Annotated in this window: 17 protein-coding genes; 1 reads left to right on the top strand and 16 read right to left on the bottom strand. The window is 68.7% G+C overall.

From position 1 onward, the window contains the following. Window positions 1-195: 195 nt before the first annotated feature. From BKA15_RS28565 to BKA15_RS28525, 9 genes are all read right to left on the bottom strand, one after another. Window positions 196-780 carry a hypothetical protein gene (locus BKA15_RS28565; RefSeq protein WP_179756747.1) on the bottom strand — a complete coding sequence of 195 codons (585 nt, stop codon included), beginning with the start codon at window positions 778-780 and terminating at the stop codon, window positions 196-198. A 13-nt stretch (window positions 781-793) separates the two neighbouring features. Further along, complete coding sequence (locus BKA15_RS28560) at window positions 794-1,897, bottom strand: ABC transporter ATP-binding protein (protein WP_179756745.1); 1,104 nt, start codon at window positions 1,895-1,897, stop codon at window positions 794-796. Then, window positions 1,894-3,027 carry an ABC transporter ATP-binding protein gene (locus tag BKA15_RS28555; protein WP_312879468.1) on the bottom strand — a complete coding sequence of 378 codons (1,134 nt, stop codon included), beginning with the start codon at window positions 3,025-3,027 and terminating at the stop codon, window positions 1,894-1,896. The genes BKA15_RS28560 and BKA15_RS28555 overlap by 4 nt, the downstream gene beginning before the upstream one ends. Window positions 3,028-3,049: 22 nt before the next feature. Beyond that, window positions 3,050-4,186, bottom strand: coding sequence for an ABC transporter permease (locus BKA15_RS28550; RefSeq protein ID WP_246322442.1), 1,137 nt, complete (start codon window positions 4,184-4,186; stop codon window positions 3,050-3,052). Window positions 4,187-4,195: 9 nt separating this feature from the next. Beyond that, window positions 4,196-5,179 (bottom strand): ABC transporter permease, encoded by a 984-nt coding sequence (locus tag BKA15_RS28545; RefSeq protein ID WP_179756741.1) that lies wholly within the window; start codon window positions 5,177-5,179, stop codon window positions 4,196-4,198. A 48-nt stretch (window positions 5,180-5,227) separates the two neighbouring features. Beyond that, window positions 5,228-7,354: an ABC transporter substrate-binding protein gene (locus tag BKA15_RS28540; RefSeq protein ID WP_312879467.1), complete on the bottom strand. Its 2,127-nt coding sequence runs from the start codon at window positions 7,352-7,354 to the stop codon at window positions 5,228-5,230. 233 nt (window positions 7,355-7,587) lie between these two features. Then, entirely contained in the window at window positions 7,588-9,105 is a 1,518-nt protein-coding gene (locus BKA15_RS28535) for a DUF2339 domain-containing protein (protein WP_179756739.1), read from the bottom strand. A gap of 535 nt (window positions 9,106-9,640) precedes the next feature. After that, window positions 9,641-10,864 carry a signal recognition particle-docking protein FtsY gene (gene ftsY / locus BKA15_RS28530; protein ID WP_179756737.1) on the bottom strand — a complete coding sequence of 408 codons (1,224 nt, stop codon included), beginning with the start codon at window positions 10,862-10,864 and terminating at the stop codon, window positions 9,641-9,643. Window positions 10,865-10,881: 17 nt separating this feature from the next. After that, window positions 10,882-11,994: an esterase-like activity of phytase family protein gene (locus tag BKA15_RS28525; protein WP_179756735.1), complete on the bottom strand. Its 1,113-nt coding sequence runs from the start codon at window positions 11,992-11,994 to the stop codon at window positions 10,882-10,884. A gap of 140 nt (window positions 11,995-12,134) precedes the next feature. Here BKA15_RS28525 and BKA15_RS28520 point away from each other — a divergent pair, with 140 nt between their 5' ends. Next, entirely contained in the window at window positions 12,135-12,491 is a 357-nt protein-coding gene (locus BKA15_RS28520; protein ID WP_179756732.1) for a hypothetical protein, read from the top strand. Window positions 12,492-12,519: 28 nt separating this feature from the next. On the opposite strand, the gene hpaD is transcribed toward BKA15_RS28520, so the two are convergent. The 7 genes from hpaD to BKA15_RS28485 are packed head-to-tail and all read right to left on the bottom strand — an operon-like array spanning window position 12,520 to window position 20,317. Next, a complete protein-coding gene (hpaD, locus tag BKA15_RS28515) occupies window positions 12,520-13,587 on the bottom strand; it encodes a 3,4-dihydroxyphenylacetate 2,3-dioxygenase (RefSeq protein ID WP_218871613.1) in 1,068 nt (355 codons plus the stop codon). After that, the gene (hpaE, locus tag BKA15_RS28510) at window positions 13,584-15,080 is read right to left on the bottom strand and encodes a 5-carboxymethyl-2-hydroxymuconate semialdehyde dehydrogenase (protein ID WP_179756730.1); all 1,497 of its coding nucleotides are present in this window, start codon (window positions 15,078-15,080) and stop codon (window positions 13,584-13,586) included. The genes hpaD and hpaE overlap by 4 nt, the downstream gene beginning before the upstream one ends. 2 nt (window positions 15,081-15,082) lie before the next feature. Continuing rightward, window positions 15,083-16,015: a 4-hydroxy-tetrahydrodipicolinate synthase gene (gene dapA, locus BKA15_RS28505; protein ID WP_179756728.1), complete on the bottom strand. Its 933-nt coding sequence runs from the start codon at window positions 16,013-16,015 to the stop codon at window positions 15,083-15,085. Further along, the gene (locus BKA15_RS28500) at window positions 16,012-16,701 is read right to left on the bottom strand and encodes a GntR family transcriptional regulator (RefSeq protein WP_179758756.1); all 690 of its coding nucleotides are present in this window, start codon (window positions 16,699-16,701) and stop codon (window positions 16,012-16,014) included. The genes dapA and BKA15_RS28500 overlap by 4 nt, the downstream gene beginning before the upstream one ends. Further along, window positions 16,698-18,227 carry a fumarylacetoacetate hydrolase family protein gene (locus BKA15_RS28495; RefSeq protein ID WP_246322441.1) on the bottom strand — a complete coding sequence of 510 codons (1,530 nt, stop codon included), beginning with the start codon at window positions 18,225-18,227 and terminating at the stop codon, window positions 16,698-16,700. The genes BKA15_RS28500 and BKA15_RS28495 overlap by 4 nt, the downstream gene beginning before the upstream one ends. Before the next feature lie 58 nt (window positions 18,228-18,285). After that, entirely contained in the window at window positions 18,286-18,708 is a 423-nt protein-coding gene (locus BKA15_RS28490) for an LAGLIDADG family homing endonuclease (protein WP_179756726.1), read from the bottom strand. After that, window positions 18,695-20,317, bottom strand: a complete 1,623-nt coding sequence (locus tag BKA15_RS28485; RefSeq protein ID WP_179756724.1) for a TROVE domain-containing protein — start codon at window positions 20,315-20,317, stop codon at window positions 18,695-18,697. Before BKA15_RS28485 ends, BKA15_RS28490 begins: the two co-directional genes overlap by 14 nt. Between the last annotated feature and the right edge of the window lie 308 nt (window positions 20,318-20,625).

Genomic DNA, 20,625 nt, shown 5'->3' with positions numbered 1-20,625 from the left:
ACCGCCGCCGGGCCGCCGAGTGACCTTGCGGGCCGCGGTTCCCGAAGAGCCCGGCGCGTCGTTCGCGGCCCCGGCTCGATCGTGTCCGACATCGAGCGGACGCTAAGGGCAACCAAACGTGCCCGGGAGCTGCCCTTTGGGTCCAGTCGATGAGGTCGGGTGCTGTACGACGCAGATCCTGGGCCGCACCGCTTGCTACGGGTTGGCGGGGTCGCCGTCAGCGGGCGGGCCGCCGCGGAGCTCGGGGTCGGTGGCGAACCAGAGGGCCTGCGGCAGGGTGAACGCGGTGAAGCAGTAGTTACCCATCGGCAGCCAGTAGTGGTACTCCTCCACCGTGGAGCCCTGATAGGCGACCAGGAACTGCCACTTGTCGGCGTGCATCGCCCAGATCCGGCGCTTCCGCCGCTGCCCGTCCTCGGTGAACGTGAAGGTTCGTTCGATCTTGACGATGTCGTTGTAGGTCTGGTCGTCGGCCGCCTCGACCTCGACGTCGGCGAGCTCACCCAGCCCCGCCTCGAAACCCTCCCGGAGCGTCGGCAGGTCGGCCGCCACCACGCTGACCTCCAGCGGCGTGACCGCCACCGCGAAATAGGTGGCCTGATCATCGGCCTCGGGCCGCACGATCACGCCGTCCCGGCCCTCCAACTCGGACCGGTGCCAACCCCACGGGTGGCGGAAGGCGAACCGTCCCTGGGGATCGTCGTACGTGGTGATCCCGGTGAACTGCGGCCGTCCGGTCCTGATCTTGGGCTCACCCGTCATCACACCGTGCTCCTTCATGCCTCGGGCTCCTTCATCGTGCCTCGGCTGTTCCGCCGGCGGTCTCCGCCGAAGGTACCAGCGCCCCCTTCAGGTCGAGCTGCTCGGCGAAGTGACAGGCCGCCTGGCGAGTGACGCCCGGCCCCGCCGTCTCGTCCGGGATGTCGCGCAGCGGCGGCGTCTCCGTGGAGCAGATCTCCTGTGCGTACGGGCAGCGGGTGTGGAAGTAGCAGCCCGACGGCGGGTTGGCCGGGCTCGGCACGTCGCCGGTCAGCGGCACCGCCTCGGTCCGGTTCCGCGGGTCCGGCTGCGGCAGCGCCGACAGCAGGGCCTCCGTGTACGGGTGCTTGGGCTTGTAGAACAGCTCCCGGGTGGTGCCGGTCTCGACCACCCGGCCGACGTACATCACCGCCACCCGGTCCGAGATGTGCTCCACCACGGACAGGTCGTGCGAGATGAACATGTAGGTCAGCTTGAGCCGGTCCTGCAGGTCCTCCAGCAGGTTGATCACCTGGGCCTGCACCGACACGTCGAGCGCGGAGACGGGCTCGTCGCAGATGATCAACTCCGGGTTCAGTGCGATCGCCCGGGCGATCCCGATCCGCTGCCGCTGGCCGCCGGAGAACGCGTGCGGGTAGCGGCTGGCGTGCTCCGGCCGCAGGCCGACCAGCTTCAGCAGCTCGGCCACCCGGTCGCGCAGCGCCTGGCCCTTCAGCACCTTGTTGATCAGCAGCGGTTCGGCGATCACCCGGCCGACCGTCATCCGGGAATCGAGCGAGGCGAACGGATCCTGGAAGATGATCTGCATCTTCGGCCGGATCCGCTCCATCGTGCGGCGGTCCGCGCTCTCCACGTTCACCGCGCCGAGCTCAGAATCGTGGAAGATCACCTGGCCGTCGGTCGGCTGCTCCAGCCGCAGGATGGTGCGGCCCGTGGTGCTCTTGCCGCAGCCCGACTCGCCGACCACGGCGAGCGTCTCGCCGCGGTTGACAGTGAGGTTCACGCCGTCGACCGCCTTGACCTCGCCGACCGTACGGCGCAGCAGGCCGCCCTTGATCGGGAAGTGTTTCTTGAGGTCGATGACCTCCAGCAGCGGTTCGTCGGTCACCGGTCGCTGCGCGGTCTCCGCTTCGGTCATCGGGCACCTCCGGTGCTCGCGGGCTCGGGCGCGCCGGCCGTCTGGTCGGAATAGAGGTGACAGCGCACCCCGTGCGTCGTCGGGCCCGCGAGCAGCGTCTCCTCCGGGATGACGTCGACGCAGACATCACCGATGAAGGCCGGGCAACGCGGGTGGAACGCACAGCCGGTCACCGTCGTGTACGGGTCCGGGATGGAGCCCTTGATCACCTCGAGCGGCTGATGCTCGGCCGACCCGATCCGCGGGATCGACCGCAGCAGCGCCTTCGTGTAGGGATGCTTCGGGTTGTAGAAGATCTCGTCCACCGAGGCCCGCTCGACCACCCGGCCGAGATACATGACCATCACCTCGTCGCACAGCTGGGCGACCACGCCCATGCTGTGCGTGATGAACATGATCGACATCCCGATCTCGGACTTCAGCTTGCGCATCAGGGAAAGGATCTGGGCCTCGGTCGTGACGTCCAGCGCCGTGGTCGGCTCGTCCGCGATCAACAGCGACGGATGACAGGACAGCGCCATCGCGATCATGGCCCGCTGCCGCATGCCGCCGGACAGCTCGTGTGGGTACGACCTCGCGATCCGCTCCGGGTTCGGCATGCCGACCTGGCGCAGCATCTCGACCGCCTGCTCCTTGGCCACCTGCTTGTCCGGCGTCTGGTGCAGCAGGATGGCCTCCTCGATCTGCGACCCGACGGTGTACACCGGGTTGAGCGAGGTCATCGGCTCCTGGAAGATCATCGCGATCTCGTTCCCGCGCAGCGCACGCATCGCGGAGCTGCGCGGGTCGAGCTTGGTGATCTCGACCCCGCCCGACGCGGTCTCCGCCGAGCCGAGGTCGACGTCCTCGCCGACCAGCATCTGCGAGACCTGTTGCCCGTCGGCGCTGCGGCGGAAGTCGATCGACCCCTCGGTGATCTTGCCCGGCGGCTCGAGGATCTGCATGATCGCTCGCGCGGTCACGCTCTTGCCACTGCCGCTCTCCCCGACGATGCCGACCACCTTGCCCCGCGGGATGTCGAAACTGACGCCGTTCAGGGCGTTGACGACGCCGAGCGTGGTGGGAAACTGCACCCGCAGATCGCGGACGGAGATGATCGCGTCGCTGTTGCCGTTCTCCGTTGAAGTCACGTTGGCTCCTGCCTTCTCTCGGTCAGCTGTACGGATCGACGGCATCGCGGACACCGTCACCGAGGAGTTGGAAACAGGTGATCACGATGATCACCGCGAGACCCGGGACCAGCAGCCACGGGAACTGCTGCAGTACGTCGATCCGGGACGCGTCCTTGAGCAGCACGCCCCAGCTGATCGCCGGTTCGAGCATCCCGATGCCGATGAAGGACAGCGAGGTCTCGGCCAGGATCGTGGCCGGGATGGACAGCATGGCCACGGCGACGATGTGGCTGGTCGCGTTCGGCATCAGGTGGGTCCCGACGATGCGGAACCCCGACGATCCCGCGGAGCGGGCCGCCGCGACGTAGTCGGCGTGGGCGTACCCCATCACCTTGCCGCGGACCTGTCTGGCCAGACCGGTCCAGGTGACCAGGGACAGGATGATCGTCATCATGAAGTAGCGGTCCGTCACCGGCATGTCCAACGGCAGCACCGCGGCCATGGTGGCCCACAGCGGCAGCGTCGGGATCGACATGATGATCTCGATGATCCGCTGGATGATGTTGTCCGTCACGCCGCCGGCGTAGCCGGAGATCGTCCCGATCACCGCCCCCAGCACGGTCGCGATCGCGACGCCGAGCAGGCCGATCGTCATCGAGATCTGGGATCCGTGCAGGGTCCGGCTGAAGACGTCCCGGCCGTTGCCGTCGGCGCCGAACACCACCACCCGGCCCTGGCTCTCGTCGACCGTGAACAGGTGCCGGTCGGCCGGAATGACGCCGAACAGCTTGTACTCCCAGCCCTGGCCGAAGAGGTTGATCCGGATCGGGTCGTCGCAGTTCGTCACGTACGTCGTCGAGATGTTGACCGGGTCGATCTCCTGGGTGACCCGGCAGATCCCCGGACCGCCGTTGAGCGTCCAGGCGCTGGGCGACGCGTACTTGAAGTCCGGGCTGACCTCCTGCGGATCGTTCGGCGAGAGGAAGGGGGCGAACGCCGCCACCAGATACATGAACAGCAGGATGATCACGCTGATGACGGCCAGTTTGCTGCGCCGGAACCGGCGCACCATCAACCGCCACTGCGGAATCTCACCGACCTTGCTGTCCGGCGAGCCGGACATGCCCTCGGCGCCGCCCTCGGAACTGGACTCGGCAAGCTGAAGTGTTCCCGTCATGGCTTCCCCCTAGTCCGTCGCCTTGACCCGCGGGTCGATGATGGTCAGCGCGATGTCGGAGATCAGGTTGCCGACGACCAGCAGCGCCGACAGCAGGACCAGCAGCGTTGCCGCCACGTAGGTGTCCTTGACGATCAGCGACTGCAGCAGCGCCTGGCCCGTCGTCGGCAGGCCGAAGACGATCGAGATGATCGCCTCACCGGAGATCAAGGCCGAGAGAGTCGTGCCGAAGGTCATCACCAGCGGATGCAGCGCGTTGCGTACCGCGTGCTTCCAGATCACGAGGCGTTCGGCGACGCCCTTGGCCCGGGCCGTCTGGATGTACTGCTGGCCGAGCACGTCGAACAGGTTGGCCCGCATCACCCGGGACAGCCAGGCCGTGCTGGCCACGGCGATCACGACCAGCGGCATCCACATGTGGGCCAGCATGTCGAGGAATTTCGCCAGGCTGAACGGGGCGTTGCGGTACTCGTTGGAGTTGAGCCCTCCGACGTCCATCCCGGACGCGCTGGCCACGCTCATCACCCCCAGGGCCAGCAGGAACTCCGGCACCGCGACGCCGACGAACTGGATCACGGTGATCACGTTGTCCGGCAGGTTGTACCGGTGGGTCGCGGAGTAGACGCCGACCGGGATCGCGATCACCCAGGCGACGATGAGCGCGCCGAGCGACAACGCCACCGACAGGCCCAGCCGGCTCCAGATCAGATCGCTCACCGGCTGCCGGAACGCGAACGACTGGCCGAAGTCGCCGGTGAAGAAGCCCTGCGCCCACTTCCCGTACTTCACGAAGAACGGGTCGTTGATCCCGTACTGCTCCTCCATGGCCGCCACCATCTGATCGGAGACGTTGTTGCCCTGGGCTCGCAGCCGGGAGATCTCGTCGGTGATCGCCGAACCCGGCGCCAACTCGATGATGAAGAAGGCGACCAGCGATATCACGGCCAGCGTGAATACCGCGTAGATCAGCCGCCGGAGAACGAAGATGAACACGTCGGTGCCCTCCCAGTCAGGCTCGTCCGGTCATGATCAACACTCGGATCAGGCGTGCTGGGTCGGGTCCTCCCAGAACCAGGTCTCCGCGTCATAGACCGCCGGCGTCGGGTGGATCCACGGGTTGACCGCGCCGCCCTGGGCGAGGTTCTCCCGCTTCGGCACGTTCCGCAGGTCCTTCTTGACGATCATCACCTGCGGGTAGTTCGCCACCGAACCCATGAAGAACGGGCCGTCGGAGATGTGGATCTTGATCATGTCCCAGACCAACTGGTGCCGCTTGGTCTCGTCCGGCTCGACCTTGCTCTGGTCGTACAGGTCCCAGAGCTTCTTGATCGGGCCGTCGGCCTCCGGCTCCATCCGCGGCGGCGTCCGCTCCCACGGGTCCTTGTCCAGCTCGGTGCCGGCCGTCTTGGTGCCGAGCTGCTGGTACCACTGACCCTCCAGGGGCGCCCAGCGGGTGTATTCGATCGGCACCATCCACTGCGGGTACACCAGGTGGTTCGGTCCGTCGCCGACCTCCCAGTTGCTGTGCCCCATCAGCTTGCCGGTCTTCCACCGGTCGTCGTACGTCTGCGGGGCGATCGGGTTGATCTGCATCTCGAGCCCGATGGCCTTCAGGTCGGCGACCAGCTGGTTGTCCTTGGTCTTGTGCTCCTGGGAGGAGTCGGCCGTGGTGTCCAGCCGGAGCGTGAGCTTCTTGCCGTTCGGCAGCTCGCGCATCCCGTCACCGTCGGAGTCCTTGATCCCGATCTCTTCCAGCAGGGCCTTCGCCTTCTCCGGGTCGTACGCGACGTAGGCGTCCCGCCAGTCGGTGTAGGCCTTCTTGCCGGTGTCGTTGATCGAATACTCGATCGCCTTCGGGCTCAACGTGCCGGTGGTCGGCTCGCCGGTGTTGAAGTAGACCGACTTGCGGACCGCGTCGCGGTTGAACGCGTGCGAGATCGCCTGCCGGAACTTCGGCATCCGAATGACGTCGCGCAGTTCCTTCTCGGAGTAGTCGTAGTTGAAGAAGAAGATCGAGCCGGTACCCGAACCGCTGTCCCAGAGGATGATCTCGGTGTTCGCGCGCTCGGCGGAGTCGCGCAGGCCCTGGACGTCGTTCAGCGAGATCTGGTTGTAGTTGCCGTTGCAGAAATCGACCGCGCCCTGCTGCACCTGGAGCTTGCCGGCCTCCGGATCGGTGACGGCGTTGATCTGGATCTCGTCGAGGTACGGCAGCTGGTCGCCGTTGGGCATCACGGCCCAGTAGTACGGATTCCGTTCCAGCACCACGCCGCGGGCGTTGTCGAACGACTTGCACTTGTAGCCGATCAGCGTCGGGCAGTCCGGGTTGCGGTGCCAGTCGCCCTTGGACTCCATCAGGCCGCCGACCGTGTCCCAGTTCTCCGGGACGTTCTTGCCGTACTTGGGATGGAACTGCTTCAGGTAGTGGCTCGGCATGATCCAGATCGGCCCGTTCTTGCCGATGTTGCCGTTCACCCACATGGCCATCCGGTCCGCGGTCAGCGGTGCCGGGGCGTCGAAGGTCATCTTCAGCGTGGAGTCGTCGACCTTGGTGAACTCGGCCAGCGTGCCCTTGCCGGAGCGGGCCTCGTCGGGCGGGGTCTGGGCCATCTTCTGCTCGAGGATGAACTCCTCCCACCAGAACAGGATGTCGTCGATCTTGAACGGCTCGCCGTCGGACCACTTCAGGCCCTTCCGGAAGAAGAACGTCCACTCCGACGCGTCGTCGTTGGACTCCCACTTCTCGACCAGGCCCGGGCCGACGTCCTTGCCGTCGTTGAGCCAGCGCAGCGGCGAGTGGCCGTAGAAGAAGTTCCGGTCCGACTCCGCCTTGATCGCGCCCTGGGTCGCCAGGACCTGCATGTTCATGACGCCGCCGTACTTGCCCGGCTGGATCCACTTGTGCGGGACCACGTACGGGTTCTCCGGCAGCCGCTCCTCCACCGGCGGCAGGCTGCTGTCGATGTTCGGCGCCTGCTGGAACTTCTCCGGCTTGGGCAACACCTCGGTGAAGGATCCGACCGCGTCCGAGCCGCCGGGACTCTGGTCGGTGCCACCACCAGGACTGGTTCCGCCACCACCGGGCGAACAGGCGCTCAGGGCCGCCGCACCGGCCAGCAGAGCGGAGCCGTAGAGGAAGCTACGGCGAGAGTGCTGGGAAGCCATCATTGGTCCTCCATCGTTGCTGAATCTTCGTCAGGGTACGGCGAAGGGCAGTCCCGCAAGAGGGCTGCCCCTTGAGGCCCATTCTTACCCCCTCAGAACGATCCTGCATAAAATCGATTGACGAATTGAGCAATTGTTACCAACGGTGGACCTTGCACAGGCCCGGAAGATAAGGTCCGCGCCCGCGCCGGGCCCGCTCACCGAGTGAGAAACGCCACACGACACGCCGGTGATGATCATCCGGACCCCGAGCGGGCGGCGCTCCATGCCCTTGCGTAAAACGTTCCAAGTGCCAGTAACACCACCCCGGTGGCCACGAACGCGAGTACTCTGATCATCCCGTCGAGGGTGGCCAGATCGAAGATCAGCAACTTGGCGACGGCGACGCCCGCGGTGATCAAACCGCCGACCAGGCCCCGGCCTACCCTGGCCAGGCTGCGCAGCAGCAACCAGCTGGCGACGATCATCAACCCGAACGTCGCCGCCGCATGCCCGATCAGGAAGCCCAGTTGACGATCACCGAGGGCGGCGCCGACGATCCGGCCGGTGATCACCAGGACTCCGGTGCCGGTGATCATGGCACAGACCCAGACCACGGCCATCGGCGCGCGCACGTCGGAGTGGCTCGCCACGCGGCGTACGAAGGATCCCGCGGCGACCGCGGCCAGGACGCCCGCACAGGAGGCGGACAGGTCCCACACAGTCGGCAGGGCGCTGTCGGTGATCACCAGCCCCGGCAGGACGGCCAGGTAGAACAGGAAGGCGTCCAGGCCGGCGCCGACGCCGACCCAGCCGACGACCCGGTCCACTCCGGCGCCGCCGAGCGCCAGCAGTGTCGCCGCGATGATCATGAACGTTGCGCCGACCAGGCCGACCTGATCGAACCCGGCCACGCCGACGGCCGCGGTCAGCGCTGCGCCGCTGATCAAGACAGCTCGGCGCCCGGGGGTACGGAGCAGGACGGCGAACCCGCACCAGACCACGGCGAGCGCCAGCAGCCAGACGTCGGCCCGGACGTCCTCCAGCAGCACCCGTACCGCGATCATGGGGGTCAGCAGGGCGATCCCGATCATGATCGACGAGATCGTCCCGAGGCCGGGGTGATCGCCGTGGCAGCGGAGCAGCACGTACTCCACCGCGACCACGAGCAGCGCGAACAGGGTCGTCAGGGCCGCACCGAACCAGGTGATGTCGAAGTTCTCCTGGGTCCACCGGGTGCCGGCCAACGTGATCAACACGAGGGCCGTCGGCGCCACCCGGACGCAGTGCACGACGGGCCAGCGCCGATCCAGCTGCAGCAACGTGATCACGCCGGACAGCAGCACCAGCAGGGCGGCCGCCGTCCACGGCCGGTCCAACCCGACGCCAGGGGCGAGCAGGATCACGCCGACCAGAACGATCACCGCGAGCGTCTGGCTGTTCCAGCGGTGCGCCAGCAGGCAGCCGAGCACGGCCAGCAGGGTGGCCATCGCCAGCCCGACGTAGAACGGCACCCAGGCGTAGATCGACGCCACCGCGACGACCACAAGATAGCCGCCCGCGATGCCGCAGGCGGCCAGCGCGATCGGGCCCGGGTTGGTCGGCAGCCGGCGCCGCAGCAGCAGGGCGGTACCGATCAGGGCGGCCGAGACGGCCGAGCCGGTGATCACCCGCGGCACCGGTCCGAACAGGCCGGCCTGGATCGCCAGCACCAGCAGGAACGCGATCCCGACCAGCAGCACCAGCGAGCCCGCGATCGTGAGCAGCCGAGCCACGATCCCCTCGCGCCGCCCCCAGGGCGGCCGGAGCGGCGGGATCAGCGGCGGAAGCTGCCCGGGCGGAACCTGGCCGGGCGGGAACGGCCCGAGCGGAAAGTGCTGGGGTTGGCCCGGCTGGGGCGAGGTCGGCGATCCCGTACCTGCGGCCGGCCGGGTCTGATCCGGCGGAGCCCACGCGTACTGGCCCGGCCCGGACCCTGCCGACGTCGGTGGGCTTGTTGGGACGGCGTGCGGTTGGCCCGGCAGGCCGGGATGCGGCGGCGGGAAGGCGTCCCGGCCCGCATCGCGGGGCTCGGCGGGACCCGCAGCCCGCGCATGCCTCGCCTGCAGTGCGGTCAGATCACGTGCCAGCTGGCCGAGCTGCCGGCTGATCCGACCGAGTTCTTCCTCGAATTCGGGGGATCGCTCCCCCGCTTGACCGCCGCCCACGCTGGGCCGCTGACCATGGCCTGACGATACTGCCCGGAGTGCCGCGGCCCATCGATTCGCCTGGGTTGTCGCCAAAGGTCCTCGGCGGCAGGCTTCCGCGTGACTATGCAGCGGCGGCCGGGGTCTCCAGCAGAGCGTCGACGAACGATTCAGGCTCGAACGGGGCCAGGTCGTCGGCGCCCTCGCCGAGGCCGACCAGCTTGACCGGTACGCCGAGCTCGCGTTGCACCTGGATCACGATGCCGCCCTTGGCCGAGCCGTCCAGCTTGGTCAGTACGATCCCCGTCACGTCGACCACCTCGGCGAAGATCCGGGCCTGGGTGAGCCCGTTCTGGCCGGTGGTCGCGTCCAGCACCAGCAGCACCTCGGTGACCGGTGCCTGCCGCTCGATGACTCGTTTCACCTTGCCCAGCTCGTCCATCAGACCGGCCTTGGTGTGCAGCCGGCCGGCGGTGTCGATCAGCACCGTGTCGACCTCCTGCTCGATGCCGGCCTGGACCGCCTCGAACGCGACGCTGGCCGGATCGGCGCCCTCCGCTCCCCGTACCGTCGGAACGCCCACCCGGTCGCCCCAGGTCTGCAGCTGGTCCGCGGCGGCCGCGCGGAACGTGTCGACGGCACCGAGCAGTACATCGTTGTCCTCGGCGACCAGCACCCGGGCCAGCTTGCCGACCGTGGTCGTCTTGCCGGTCCCGTTGACCCCGACCACGAGCACCACGGCCGGCGTCTCGCCGCGCTGGGTGGCCAGGCTGCGGTCCAGCGACGGGTCGACCAACTTGATCAACTCCTCGCGAAGGATCCCACGGGCCTGGTGCGGGTCGGAGATGCCGTCCACCCGGAACCGGGTCTGCAGCGTCTCCACCAGCTCGGTGGTCGGGCCGACGCCGAGGTCGGAGGTGAGCAGCGTGTCCTCGAAGTCCTCCCAGGTCTCCTCGTCGATCCGGTCCCGGGACAGCAACGTGAGCAGGCCGCGGCTGAGCGCATTGCTCGATCCGGCCAGCCGCCGGCGCAGCCGGGCCAGCCGGCTCTGCCGCGGCTCCGGCCGCTCCACCTCCGGAGCGACCGGCTCGGCCACCGCCGGCTCGGCCGTCTCGGCCGGCTCAGCGGTCGTGGGCTCCGGTGGCGCGGCCTTGGGCCGCTCGACGACCTCCGTCTCGTCCTCCGGCGGCGCCGTGACGGTACCGCCGGTCGTGGACTCGCTCGGGAGCTCGGCCCGGTCCCGGCCCCGGCGCAGGGCCGACCGCCGGCCGACCGCGACGAAACCGACGATGACCACCGCCGCCAGCAGGATGCCGCCGACCACGTACCAGATGAGTGTTGGATCCACCCGGTCAGCTTAGGGCCCTAACGCAGGTCGACCGCGAGCGAGTAGAAGCGGGTGATCTGGCTGGCGCCCGAGTTGTCGTCGGAGATCAGGTACAGCTGCCGGCCGCGGCCCGGCAGCCAGCCGCCGAGCGCCATCCCCTCGACGTTGTCCAGCAGCGGGTTGGGCTGCGGCTGCTTCGCGACGGCGCCCGACGGCGGGCACTCGGCCAGGTCGAACAGGAGGTCCTTCTTCAGGTACGTCCGGTCCGGGGCGTCGGCCAGCGAGGCCCGGTCGGTGACGTCGGTGGCCCGCCGCAGCGAGACAGTGAACACCTTGATCGTGTTGCCGACGCCCGGCGTGTAGCCGCGCTCCAGTGCGACGAGTTGGTCCCGGTCCGCGACGGCGAGCTCGACCAGGGACAGCCCGGGATCGGTGCGGTAGCCGTACTGGGCCGCGACCCGGTAGTCCCGGCCCGGCTTGCCGGCGTACTCGAGGATGCGGTTCCGCGAGCGGCCGTCGGCGTCCGTGCCGTCCGCGGCCAGCGGCCCCTCCATGCCCGCGAACAGCGTGCGGCCGTCGCGGCTCGCGGCCAGCGCCTCGAAGGTGGCGTTCGTCGCCGCCTCACCGGCGGGCGCGACTCGGAACCGCTCCGGTACCGCCAGCGAGGCCGTCTCCTTGCCGTCGGCCAGCCGGAACCGCCGGATCGACGGCTCCCGCTCCGAGCTGGCCAGGATTGACCGGCCGCCACGCTCCACGACCAGACCCTCGCCGTCGAAGTCGGCCCCCGTATACGGTGTGCCGTCCGCGCGCCGCAGGATCGTCAGGCTCTCCACCTCGACCTCCGGCTTGCCGCGGCGGGCGTCGAGCTCCAGCCCGAACACCCGGGCCGGCGTGGTCGCGACGTTGTCGACCAGCGCGAGGGCGTGACCCGGCCTGGTCAGGGAGAGGGCGGACAGCCCGGCGACCGGCTGGCCCTCGTAGGTGGTCTTGTCCAGGCTGTCGCTGAAGCCGAGCAACCGCGCGTCGGCCGAGCAGACGCCGCCGGACGGCGGTCCGTACTGGGCCGCCGCGGGCTGCGGCGGGGCCAGGGCGCCGCCGAGGGCGACAGTGGCGAGCGCAACGGTTGCTGCGAGCAGGTTCTTCCAGCGCACGTGATCCTCCCGAGTTCAGTGGTACGGCACAGCAAAGCCCCGCCCGCCGAACGGAAGGTGAACGAACGTGGGGTCCGGGCACGGTCAGGCCGGCGACCGGTTCTGCCACCCTCACACCGATTTCCGATTACCGTCCAGCCATGGAGAATGGCGGTGAATTGATCCGGTTCCACCGGACAGCCCGGGTCGAACGCCGCGGCTTGTTCGGCACGAAATTCGTCATGCTGGTGCTGTACGACCGCGTCTTCCTGCAGGTCGGCGGAACCAGCCGGCGTGGCTGGATCACGCGGTCCCCGTGCGACACCCGGGCGGAGGCGATCGACGCATTTCAGACGATGCTCGAGCACTATCTGACCGACAGGTACACCTCGGTTCCCTGGCAGGACGAGCTGTTGCCGGAGTTGCCCCCGGAACTGCTGGACGCGGACTGGACCGGCGTGGAGTGCTCGCTGCCGGCCGAGGATGATCACGAAGGGCGGACCGGCGCGGTGCGCTGAGTCATCCGAGCGGGAGAGCCGGCCGGAGTCAGACCTGGTCGCCCAGTTTGAAGCCGCGCTCCTCCCCCTCGGCCCTGGTGTAGGAGAAGCCGTCCGCGCCGATCGTGACCGCGGCCTCGGCGGGGTCGGCGCGCGGCCGGTTCGGCACCGGGTTGCCGTCCAGGTCGAGGACGGCGGAGGCCTCGGCGTACCAGCTGGGCACGACCGGGTTGCCCCACCAGTCGCGGCGCTGGTTGTCGTGGACGTCCCAGGTGACGACCGGGTTGTCCGGGTCACCGGTGTAGTAGTCCTGCGTGTAGAGCTCGACCCGATGCCCGTCCGGATCCCGCAGATAGAGATAGAACGCGTTGGAGACGCCGTGCCGGCCCGGTCCGCGCTCGATGCAGTCGGAGCGGCGCAGTGCGCCGAGCCGGTCGCAGACGGCCAGGATCTGGTGCGACTCGTGCGCGGCGAACGCGACGTGGTGCAGCCGCGGACCGTCGCCGCCGGTCAGGGCGACGTCGTGCACGGTCGGCTTGCGGCGCAGCCAGGCCGCATAGGTGACCCCGTCGGAGTCCCGGATGTCCTCGGTGACCCGGAAGCCGATCCCTTCCAGATAAGCGATTCCGGCCGGCAGGTCGGGTGTCACCTGGTTGACGTGATCGAGCCGGGCGAGGGAGCCGGTCCGGTGCAGGTCGTAGCGCCAGGTCAGCCGCTCGACGTGCTCGACCTGGTGGAAGAACTCGTACGGGAATCCGAGCGGGTCGACCACCCGGACCGCGTCGCCGACCCCGTCCACGAAGCCGCCGGCCGCGCGCCGGGTCGGGCAGCCGAGGTCGCGGTAGTGGGCCTCGGCAAGATCGACATCCTCGGGGGTACGGACCCGGAAGGCGATCGCCGCCGCGGCCGGGACCGGGCCGGCCCGCAGCACCAGGTTGTGGTGGATGAACTCCTCCAGCGTGCGCAGGTAGAGCGTGTCCGGCGTCTCCTTGGTGATCACCAGCCCGAGCAGGTCGACGTAGAACTCGCGGGCCGCGGCAAGATCGGAGACGACCAGCTCGACGTACCCGCAGCGCAGGATGTCCGGGGCGGTGTTGATCATGGCGGTGTTGATCATGATCGGGCTCCGAACCGCGGGGTGTGCGCGGGACCGAGGCTGACGTGGACGGCCTGCTGGTGACTGTAGAAGTCGAGTGACCGCCTGCCCCCCTCCTGCCCGAGCCCGGACGCCTTGACGCCGCCGAACGGGGTTCGCAGGTCACGCACGTTGTGCGAGTTCAGCCAGACCATGCCGGCCTCGATCCGGTGCGCGAGGTTGTGGCCGCGCTCGAGATCGCTGGTCCACAGGTAGGCGGCCAGGCCGTACTTGACGGCGTTGGCCAGCCGCAGCGCGTCGGCCTCGGTGTCGAACGGGGTCAGCGTGACCACCGGCCCGAAGATCTCCTCGGTGAAGATCCGGGCCTCCGGAGCCACGTCGGCGAAGACGGTCGGGGCGACGAAGTTTCCTTGATCAAGTCCGGGCGGCCGGCCGCCGCCGGCCAGCAGCCGGCCCTCGGTCCGGCCCAGCTCGACATAGGACAGGACCTTGGCGCAGTGCTCCGGGTGCACCAGGGTGCCGACCTCGGTCGCCGGGTCACTCGGGTCACCGACGATGATCTTGCTCGCCCGCTCGGCGTATGCGGCGCAGAACTCGTCGTAGATCGGGCGCTCGACGAGGATCCGGCTGCCGGCCGTGCAGCGTTCGCCGTTCAGCGAGAACACGCCGAACAGGGTCGAATCGAGCGCCGCGTCGAGATCCGCGTCGGCGAACACGATCGCCGGTGACTTGCCGCCCAGCTCCATCGACAGCCCCTTCAGCATCGGCGCGGCGCGGGCGAAGATCGTTTGTCCCGTAGCGGACTCGCCGGTGAACGAGATCAACGGCACGTCCGGGTGCGCGACCAGGGCGTCGCCGGCCTGCTCGCCGATCCCGTTGACCAGGTTGAAGACACCGTCGGGAACGCCTGCCTCGGCGAAGATCTCGGGCCACAGGCTGGCCGACAGCGGCGTGAACTCGGCCGGCTTCAGCACCACGGTGCAGCCGGCCGCCAGGGCCGGGGCGAGCTTCCAGCTCTCCAGCATGAACGGCGTGTTCCAGGGCGTGATCAAGCCGGCCACGCCGACCGGCTTGCGGTGCACGTAGTTCAGCTGGCGGCCCGGCACCTGATAGCTGTCTTCGGACTGGGCCACGATCAGGTCGGCGAAGAAGCGGAAGTTCTCGGCGGCCCGCTGGGCCTGGCCGAGGGCCTGGGTGATCGGCAGGCCAGTGTCGTACGTCTCCCAGGCGGCGAGTCGTTGATCTTGGGCCGCGACGGCGTCGGCGATCTTGTTCAGGATCGTGGCGCGTTGCCGGGCGACCATCCCGGGCCACGGCCCGTCGGTGAAGGCGGACCGGGCGGCGCCGACGGCGCGGTCGACGTCCTCGGCCTGACCGGCGCCCGCGGTCAGGTAGGCCTCGTTGGTCATCGGGTCCAGCACCTCGAACGTGCCGCCGTCGACGCTGTCCACGGGCTTGCCGCCGATGAAGTGGCGCAGGTGGTCCGGCAGGTCGGCCGGCTTCCTGTCGTTCATGATCAACTTCCTCCTTCGACGGGACTGAGGAACTCGGCGCCCTCGGCCAGCAGTTGGGCGATCTTGGTCCGGCCGGGTTCGGTCGGCTCGATCAGCGGCGGCCGTACGTGAGCGGAGGCGATCAGGCCGCGCTGCTGCAGGACCAGCTTGGCCGGGGCCGGGTTGGTCTCGGTGAACAACAGATCCACCAATGGGTGCAGGCCGTAGTGGATCCGGCGCGCCTCGGCAAGATCACCATCGGTCCAGGCCTGATACATGGCCGCGCAGGCGGCGGGCGCCAGGTTGGCTGTCGCGCTGATGTAACCGGCGCCGCCGAGGGCGAGCAGCGGCAGGCAGAGCAGCTCGATCCCGGACCAGACCAGCAGCTCCGGCCCGCACCGGTGCAGCACCCGGGAGAAGTGCTCGAAGTCCTTGGTGGTCTCCTTGATCCCGACGAAGTTGTCCAGGTCGGTGAACAGCCTGGCCACGGTCTCCGGAGCAAGATCGACGGCGGTCCGGCTCGGCACGTTGTACGCGATCACCGGCAGGTCCGGGAACTCCCGCGCCACCGCGGAATACCAGCGGTACAAGGCTTCCTGGGTCGGCCGCGCGTAGTAGGGCGTGATGATCAACACCGCGTCCGCCCCGGCCTCCCGGGCGGCGGCGGTCAGCTCGAGGGTCTCGTCCAGCTTGGCGCTGCCGGTGCCCGGCACGAACGGCACCCGATCGGCCACGGTACCGGCGACCAGGCGGATCGCCTCGGCCCGCTCGGCGATCGTCTGCGCACTGGGCTCGCCGGTCGAGCCGCCGATCGAGATCCCGTGCGAGCCCTGCTCGAGCTGCCACTCGACCAGCCGGGTCAGGCTCTGCCGGTCGACCGACCCGTCCTCGGCGAACGGGGTGATCACCGGCGCGAGCGAGCCCCGGATCCGCACCGGGTCGCTGCGAAACCTCATCGTGCCGCCTTTCCGTTGCTGTGGTCGAGGAACGCCCGCAGGGTCGCGTCCCGGTGTTCGCGGACGGCCGCCTCGACGGCGGCGCTGCTCCCCTTCGGGTCGTCGCGGGCCGCGCTGATCGCGGTGATCAACTTCTCGTGCTCGGCCACCGACCGGCGGGCCCGGCCGGGGACGAAACTGAACGTCGAGTCGCGCAACCCGGCCAGCCGAGTTCGGGTGCGCCGGATCAGGTCCAGCAGGTGCCGGTTCGGGCAGCGGTGGAACAGGGCCTCGTGGAATTGCAGGTTGAGCCGGGTGAACTCGGGCGGGTCGAAGTCGTCCAGGGTTCGCTGCAACGCCGCGTTCAGTTCGCGGGCGTGATCAAGATCATCGTCGGTGATCAGCGGCAGCGCCAGCCCGGTGGCGATCCCCTCCAACGCACCGAGGGTCTGCATCACGTCGACGTACTCGGCCGGATCGGGCATCGCGACCTGCGCCCCGACGTTCTTGGCGTAGCGAACCAGGCCCTCCGCCTCGAGCATCCGGATGGCCTCCCGGACCGGTGCGACGCTGATCTCCAATTCGTTCGCGAGTGCCGCGAGGACGAGCCGGTAGCCGGGCGGGTAGCTGCCGTCGGCGATCTTGCCGGCCAGCCAGGTGTACGCCCGCTGAGCCTTCGAGGTCTCCGGTGCCCCGGAGTCGATCATGGTCGCCACTGCCGGTACTTCTCCCGCCAGGCCTCGTTCATCGGATACAGCCCGTCCACCGGTTCGCCGGCGGCGACCTGCTCGGCGATGAAGGTCTCCTGCCGTTCCTGCTCGACGGCGTCGGCCGCGACCTCCGCGACCAGACCGGGCGGGATGACCAGCACACCGTCCGCGTCCCCGATGATCACGTCGCCCGGCTGCACCGTGGTGCCGCCGCAGGCGATCGTCTGGTCGACGTCCCACGGGACGTGCCGCCGGCCCAGCACGGCCGGATGAGCGCCGGCGCAATAGACCGGCAGGCCGAGCTCGGCGACCGCATCATGATCACGAACCCCGCCGTCGGTCACCACACCCGCCGCGCCGCGCACCTTCGCCCGCAGCGCGAGGATGTCACCGATCGTCCCCGTGCCCGGCTCGCCGCGGGCCTCTATCACCAGCACGTCCCCGGGGTTCAGCGTGTCCACGGCCCGCTTCTGCGCGTTGTAGCCGCCGCCGTGACTCTTGAACAGATCCTCCCGCAGCGGCACCATCCGGAGCGTCCGCGCGATCCCGAGCAACCGTTCGCCGGACCGGAGCGCGACCACGCCGTCGATGCTGACGTTGTCCAGACCTCGCTTGCGCAGCTGGGAACTCAGCGTCGCAGTGCCCACCCGGCCCAGCGCAGCCCGGACCTCCTCCGTGAGGGGTCCCTCCGCGCCCTGAGCCTCGTTCCCCGGCGCGCCCTGAGCCTGTCGAAGGGCCTGGGCCCGTCCCGCACCATTCCCCCATGCGTCGGCCCGGGTCGCGTCGTCCACCTTCGGGCCGGCCCCGTAGCCCGCGAGCGGCACCTCACCCGCGCTCACCGTGGTGAGCAACCGTCCGGTCGTCGGCCCACTCGGCGCGTCCACCTCGACCTCGACCCGATCACCGGGCATGATCACCGAAGCGCCGGCCGGCGTCCCGGTCAAGATCAGATCGCCGGCCTCGAGGGTGATCAACTGGGACAGGTCGGCGACCAGGCGGGCGAAGTCGAAGATCAACGCGCCGGTGTCGTCCTCCTGCACCGGCTCGCCGTTCACCCAGGTGCGCAGCCGCAGCCGGCCCGGATCGATCCGGTCCGCCGGGATCAGCGCCGGGCCGATCGGGGTGAACCCGTCACCGCCCTTGGACCGCAGGTTGGAACCCTTGTCGGCGTACCGAAGATCGTAGACACCCAGGTCGTTTGCAGCCGTCACGCCGGCCACCCGGGACCAGGCCTGCTCCGGCGTGGCCCGGCGCGTCGTCTCCTTGATCACCAGCGCAATCTCGCCCTCGAAGCCCAGCAGTTCGGTGCCCGCCGGCCGCTCCACCACCCCGCCGGACGAGGCCAACGAGCTCACCGGCTTGAGGAAGTACGACGGCTGCTCCGGCCGCCTGCCGCGCTCCGCGGCCCGGGACTCGAAGTTGAGATGCACCGCGATGATCTTGCTCGGATACGGCAGCCCGGCCCCGCCGTCGTCGTACGGCAGTGCCCGGAACGGCAACGGCGTCATCGCCTCCGAAATCATAGTTCAGATCGTATATCATGCTAACCAAACTCTGCTTGTGATCAGCAGACCAGATTCTTCACGCGTCTCCGACCACGAACCGGCCAGCTTCGTCTCGACGCTTACCAGCCGCCTGGCTCTTGGAGTACTCAGATCGCAGGGCATTTGGCTCTGGCTGTGATTCCCAGTAGGCAATGATTTCGTCGATCTTCGCACCACGCCGTTTACCCATCAACGGCCGGATCTCCTTCATCAACCGGACCGCCCGCTGGCCCGTCGCGACTGCTCGCCATTGTTGCTTTCGGGCTGGGTACCTCGGCGAGACAGGAACCTTGTAGATCTTGGCGCCGAACAGGTCTGCCACGCGTTGAATGACATCCTCGTCGGTCATGCTCACAACCACGCGCGGGTAGAGATAGATCCCGCGATCACGTTGCAGATAGAAGCTGCCCTCGCCCTCCAAGATGCCTGCAAGCCAGGCAATCTCCTCAGATGTCGCCACGAGAGAAGTCTGCCACCAGCTGAGGAGACGCCGAGTCCACGCCAACGAGGTCCATCATCCCTCGATCTGCTGGGTCAGCGATCGAGAATCCAGACGAAGTCATTGCCCAGATCACCAGTCGAGCCGCTATGTCTGTTTCACGTCGATAGGCCTGAAGTGCCTGGTGCGGATGGATCTGCCCAGCCCATGTGTCGTTGTCGGTCAGGATCATAAAGGTGTCGACCTCGAGGCCGTCTTCCAGAGCCTTGATCATCGGCAGTGCGCAGTCGGTGCCGCCGAACGGCAGCCGGGACACGCTGTCGATCACGTTCTCCAGCCGTTGCCGCGGCCCGATCGCCAGCTCGGTCAGGGCGGCCGAACGCCAACCGGCACCGCCCGCGGTGAACCCGTAGACCGCTGTCCTCGGCTCGGTGGCGACGGTGATCATGGACATCGCCGCCGAGGCCTCCCGCGCGGTCAGCGGGCTGCCGGCGATCGTGACACCCATCGAGCCGGACACGTCCAAGCCGATCATGGTCCGCCGGTTCGCCGGCACCACGTTGCCGAACGACGCGTAGAACGCCGCGTCCAGCGCATCCAGCACCGGCCGGGCGGGGGTCCAGGTCGACGAGCCGCGGAAGGACCGGCCGGCGGCATAGGTGCGCAGGGCGACCAACACGTTGAAGGGATGGATCCTGGCCCGGCTCAGCAGCTCCGGATCGGTGAGCTGCGCCACGACGTCGATGGTGCGATCGCCGTCACGCAACGCGTTGCCGATCACCTCGAGCCGGGTCAACCGGGGCAGCTGCCGGATCAGCGCGGTCATCGGCAGACCGACCTCGACCAGGGCCTGCCAGACCTCGCGCTCGGTCAGCGCGGCGTCTGGCAGCATCTCCCAGGACAACCCGTAATCCTTGATCAACCGGACCCAGTCCGCGGCGGACGCGGCGGCCTGGGCGGCGACGAAGCCGTGCACCAGCCTGGGCAACTGGTACGACAGCTCGTCCTGGGTCACCCAGCGGTACAGGGCGTTCCGTAGTTGATCATCGGTCTTCGGGTGGATCAGCCGCAGCAGGTCGCGCTGGCTGAAGCCCTCCCGGCTGCGGTACTTGACCAACTGGTACGTCAGCGCGTCGATGTCCTTTGCCTCGTACCAGCGGCGACCGGCCCGCATCAGGCCGGAGCCCCAGCCGCGGAACTGCTGGACGTACTTGGCGAACAGCATCAAGTGGGTCCCGGTACGCAGCACTTCAGGCATCGCCGCGAACGCGGCCGCCCGACCCTCCGGCCGGTCCGCCGCGGCGGCCACGGCCAACGCGAAGATCGTCGGGTTCTGCTTGGGCGCCCGCCCGGCCAGCGACACCTCGCGAACGATCTCGACCAGCCGGACCGGGTCCTCGGCCGCGAAGTCGATCACGACCTGCGCGTTCTCGCGGGTCAGTTCCGCCTCGTCCTGGTAGTAGGTGCCGCCGTCGGTGCCGATGATCAAGAACCGCCGCAGCCGTTGCTCCGGGGTGATCTCGAAGACGTGTCCACCGGCGTGGTTGGGCACTTGGTCCGGCGTCGCCGGCCGGGACTGCGGCGTCCGCCGGGTCGAGATCCGGGTCAGCGGATCGGAACCGTACGTCATGATCATCTCCCTCCTGCACCTCGATACGTCGGCGGTGGCCCTCAGACAAGGAATCGACAACCCGGATATTCCACCGCTCTGCCACTGAGCTACAGCGGAAGCCATGTTCCGCCGGCGGGACTCGAACCCGCGACCTCTGGACCCTGAGGTAACGGACTGTCTACGGTCTGAGGACCACCGATCAACCGGCACAGAGCCCGTCTGTGCCGACAGAACGGCGGGGAGGGGACAAGGTTGTGGGACCGGGGTCGTTCTCAGCGATAACCGATCACCTTCGGTCCCCTCCGGACCGCCCGTATTGAGCTTTC

The organism is Microlunatus parietis (genome assembly GCF_013407955.1).
Taxonomy (GTDB): domain Bacteria; phylum Actinomycetota; class Actinomycetes; order Propionibacteriales; family Propionibacteriaceae; genus Microlunatus; species Microlunatus parietis.
This window is presented reverse-complemented; position numbering and strand designations above follow the sequence as displayed.

Bases quoted from the DNA above. Each gene is read 5' to 3' on its own strand.
- BKA15_RS28565 (WP_179756747.1), bottom strand. From the start codon at position 780: ATGAAGGAGCACGGTGTGATGACGGGTGAGCCCAAGATCAGGACCGGA.
- BKA15_RS28560 (WP_179756745.1), bottom strand. From the start codon at position 1,897: ATGACCGAAGCGGAGACCGCGCAGCGACCGGTGACCGACGAACCGCTG.
- BKA15_RS28550 (WP_246322442.1), bottom strand. From the start codon at position 4,186: ATGACGGGAACACTTCAGCTTGCCGAGTCCAGTTCCGAGGGCGGCGCC.
- BKA15_RS28540 (WP_312879467.1), bottom strand. From the start codon at position 7,354: ATGATGGCTTCCCAGCACTCTCGCCGTAGCTTCCTCTACGGCTCCGCT.
- BKA15_RS28520 (WP_179756732.1), top strand. From the start codon at position 12,135: ATGGAGAATGGCGGTGAATTGATCCGGTTCCACCGGACAGCCCGGGTC.
- hpaD (WP_218871613.1), bottom strand. From the start codon at position 13,587: ATGATCAACACCGCCATGATCAACACCGCCCCGGACATCCTGCGCTGC.
- hpaE (WP_179756730.1), bottom strand. From the start codon at position 15,080: ATGAACGACAGGAAGCCGGCCGACCTGCCGGACCACCTGCGCCACTTC.
- dapA (WP_179756728.1), bottom strand. From the start codon at position 16,015: ATGAGGTTTCGCAGCGACCCGGTGCGGATCCGGGGCTCGCTCGCGCCG.
- BKA15_RS28500 (WP_179758756.1), bottom strand. From the start codon at position 16,701: ATGATCGACTCCGGGGCACCGGAGACCTCGAAGGCTCAGCGGGCGTAC.
- BKA15_RS28495 (WP_246322441.1), bottom strand. From the start codon at position 18,227: ATGATTTCGGAGGCGATGACGCCGTTGCCGTTCCGGGCACTGCCGTAC.
- BKA15_RS28485 (WP_179756724.1), bottom strand. From the start codon at position 20,317: ATGACGTACGGTTCCGATCCGCTGACCCGGATCTCGACCCGGCGGACG.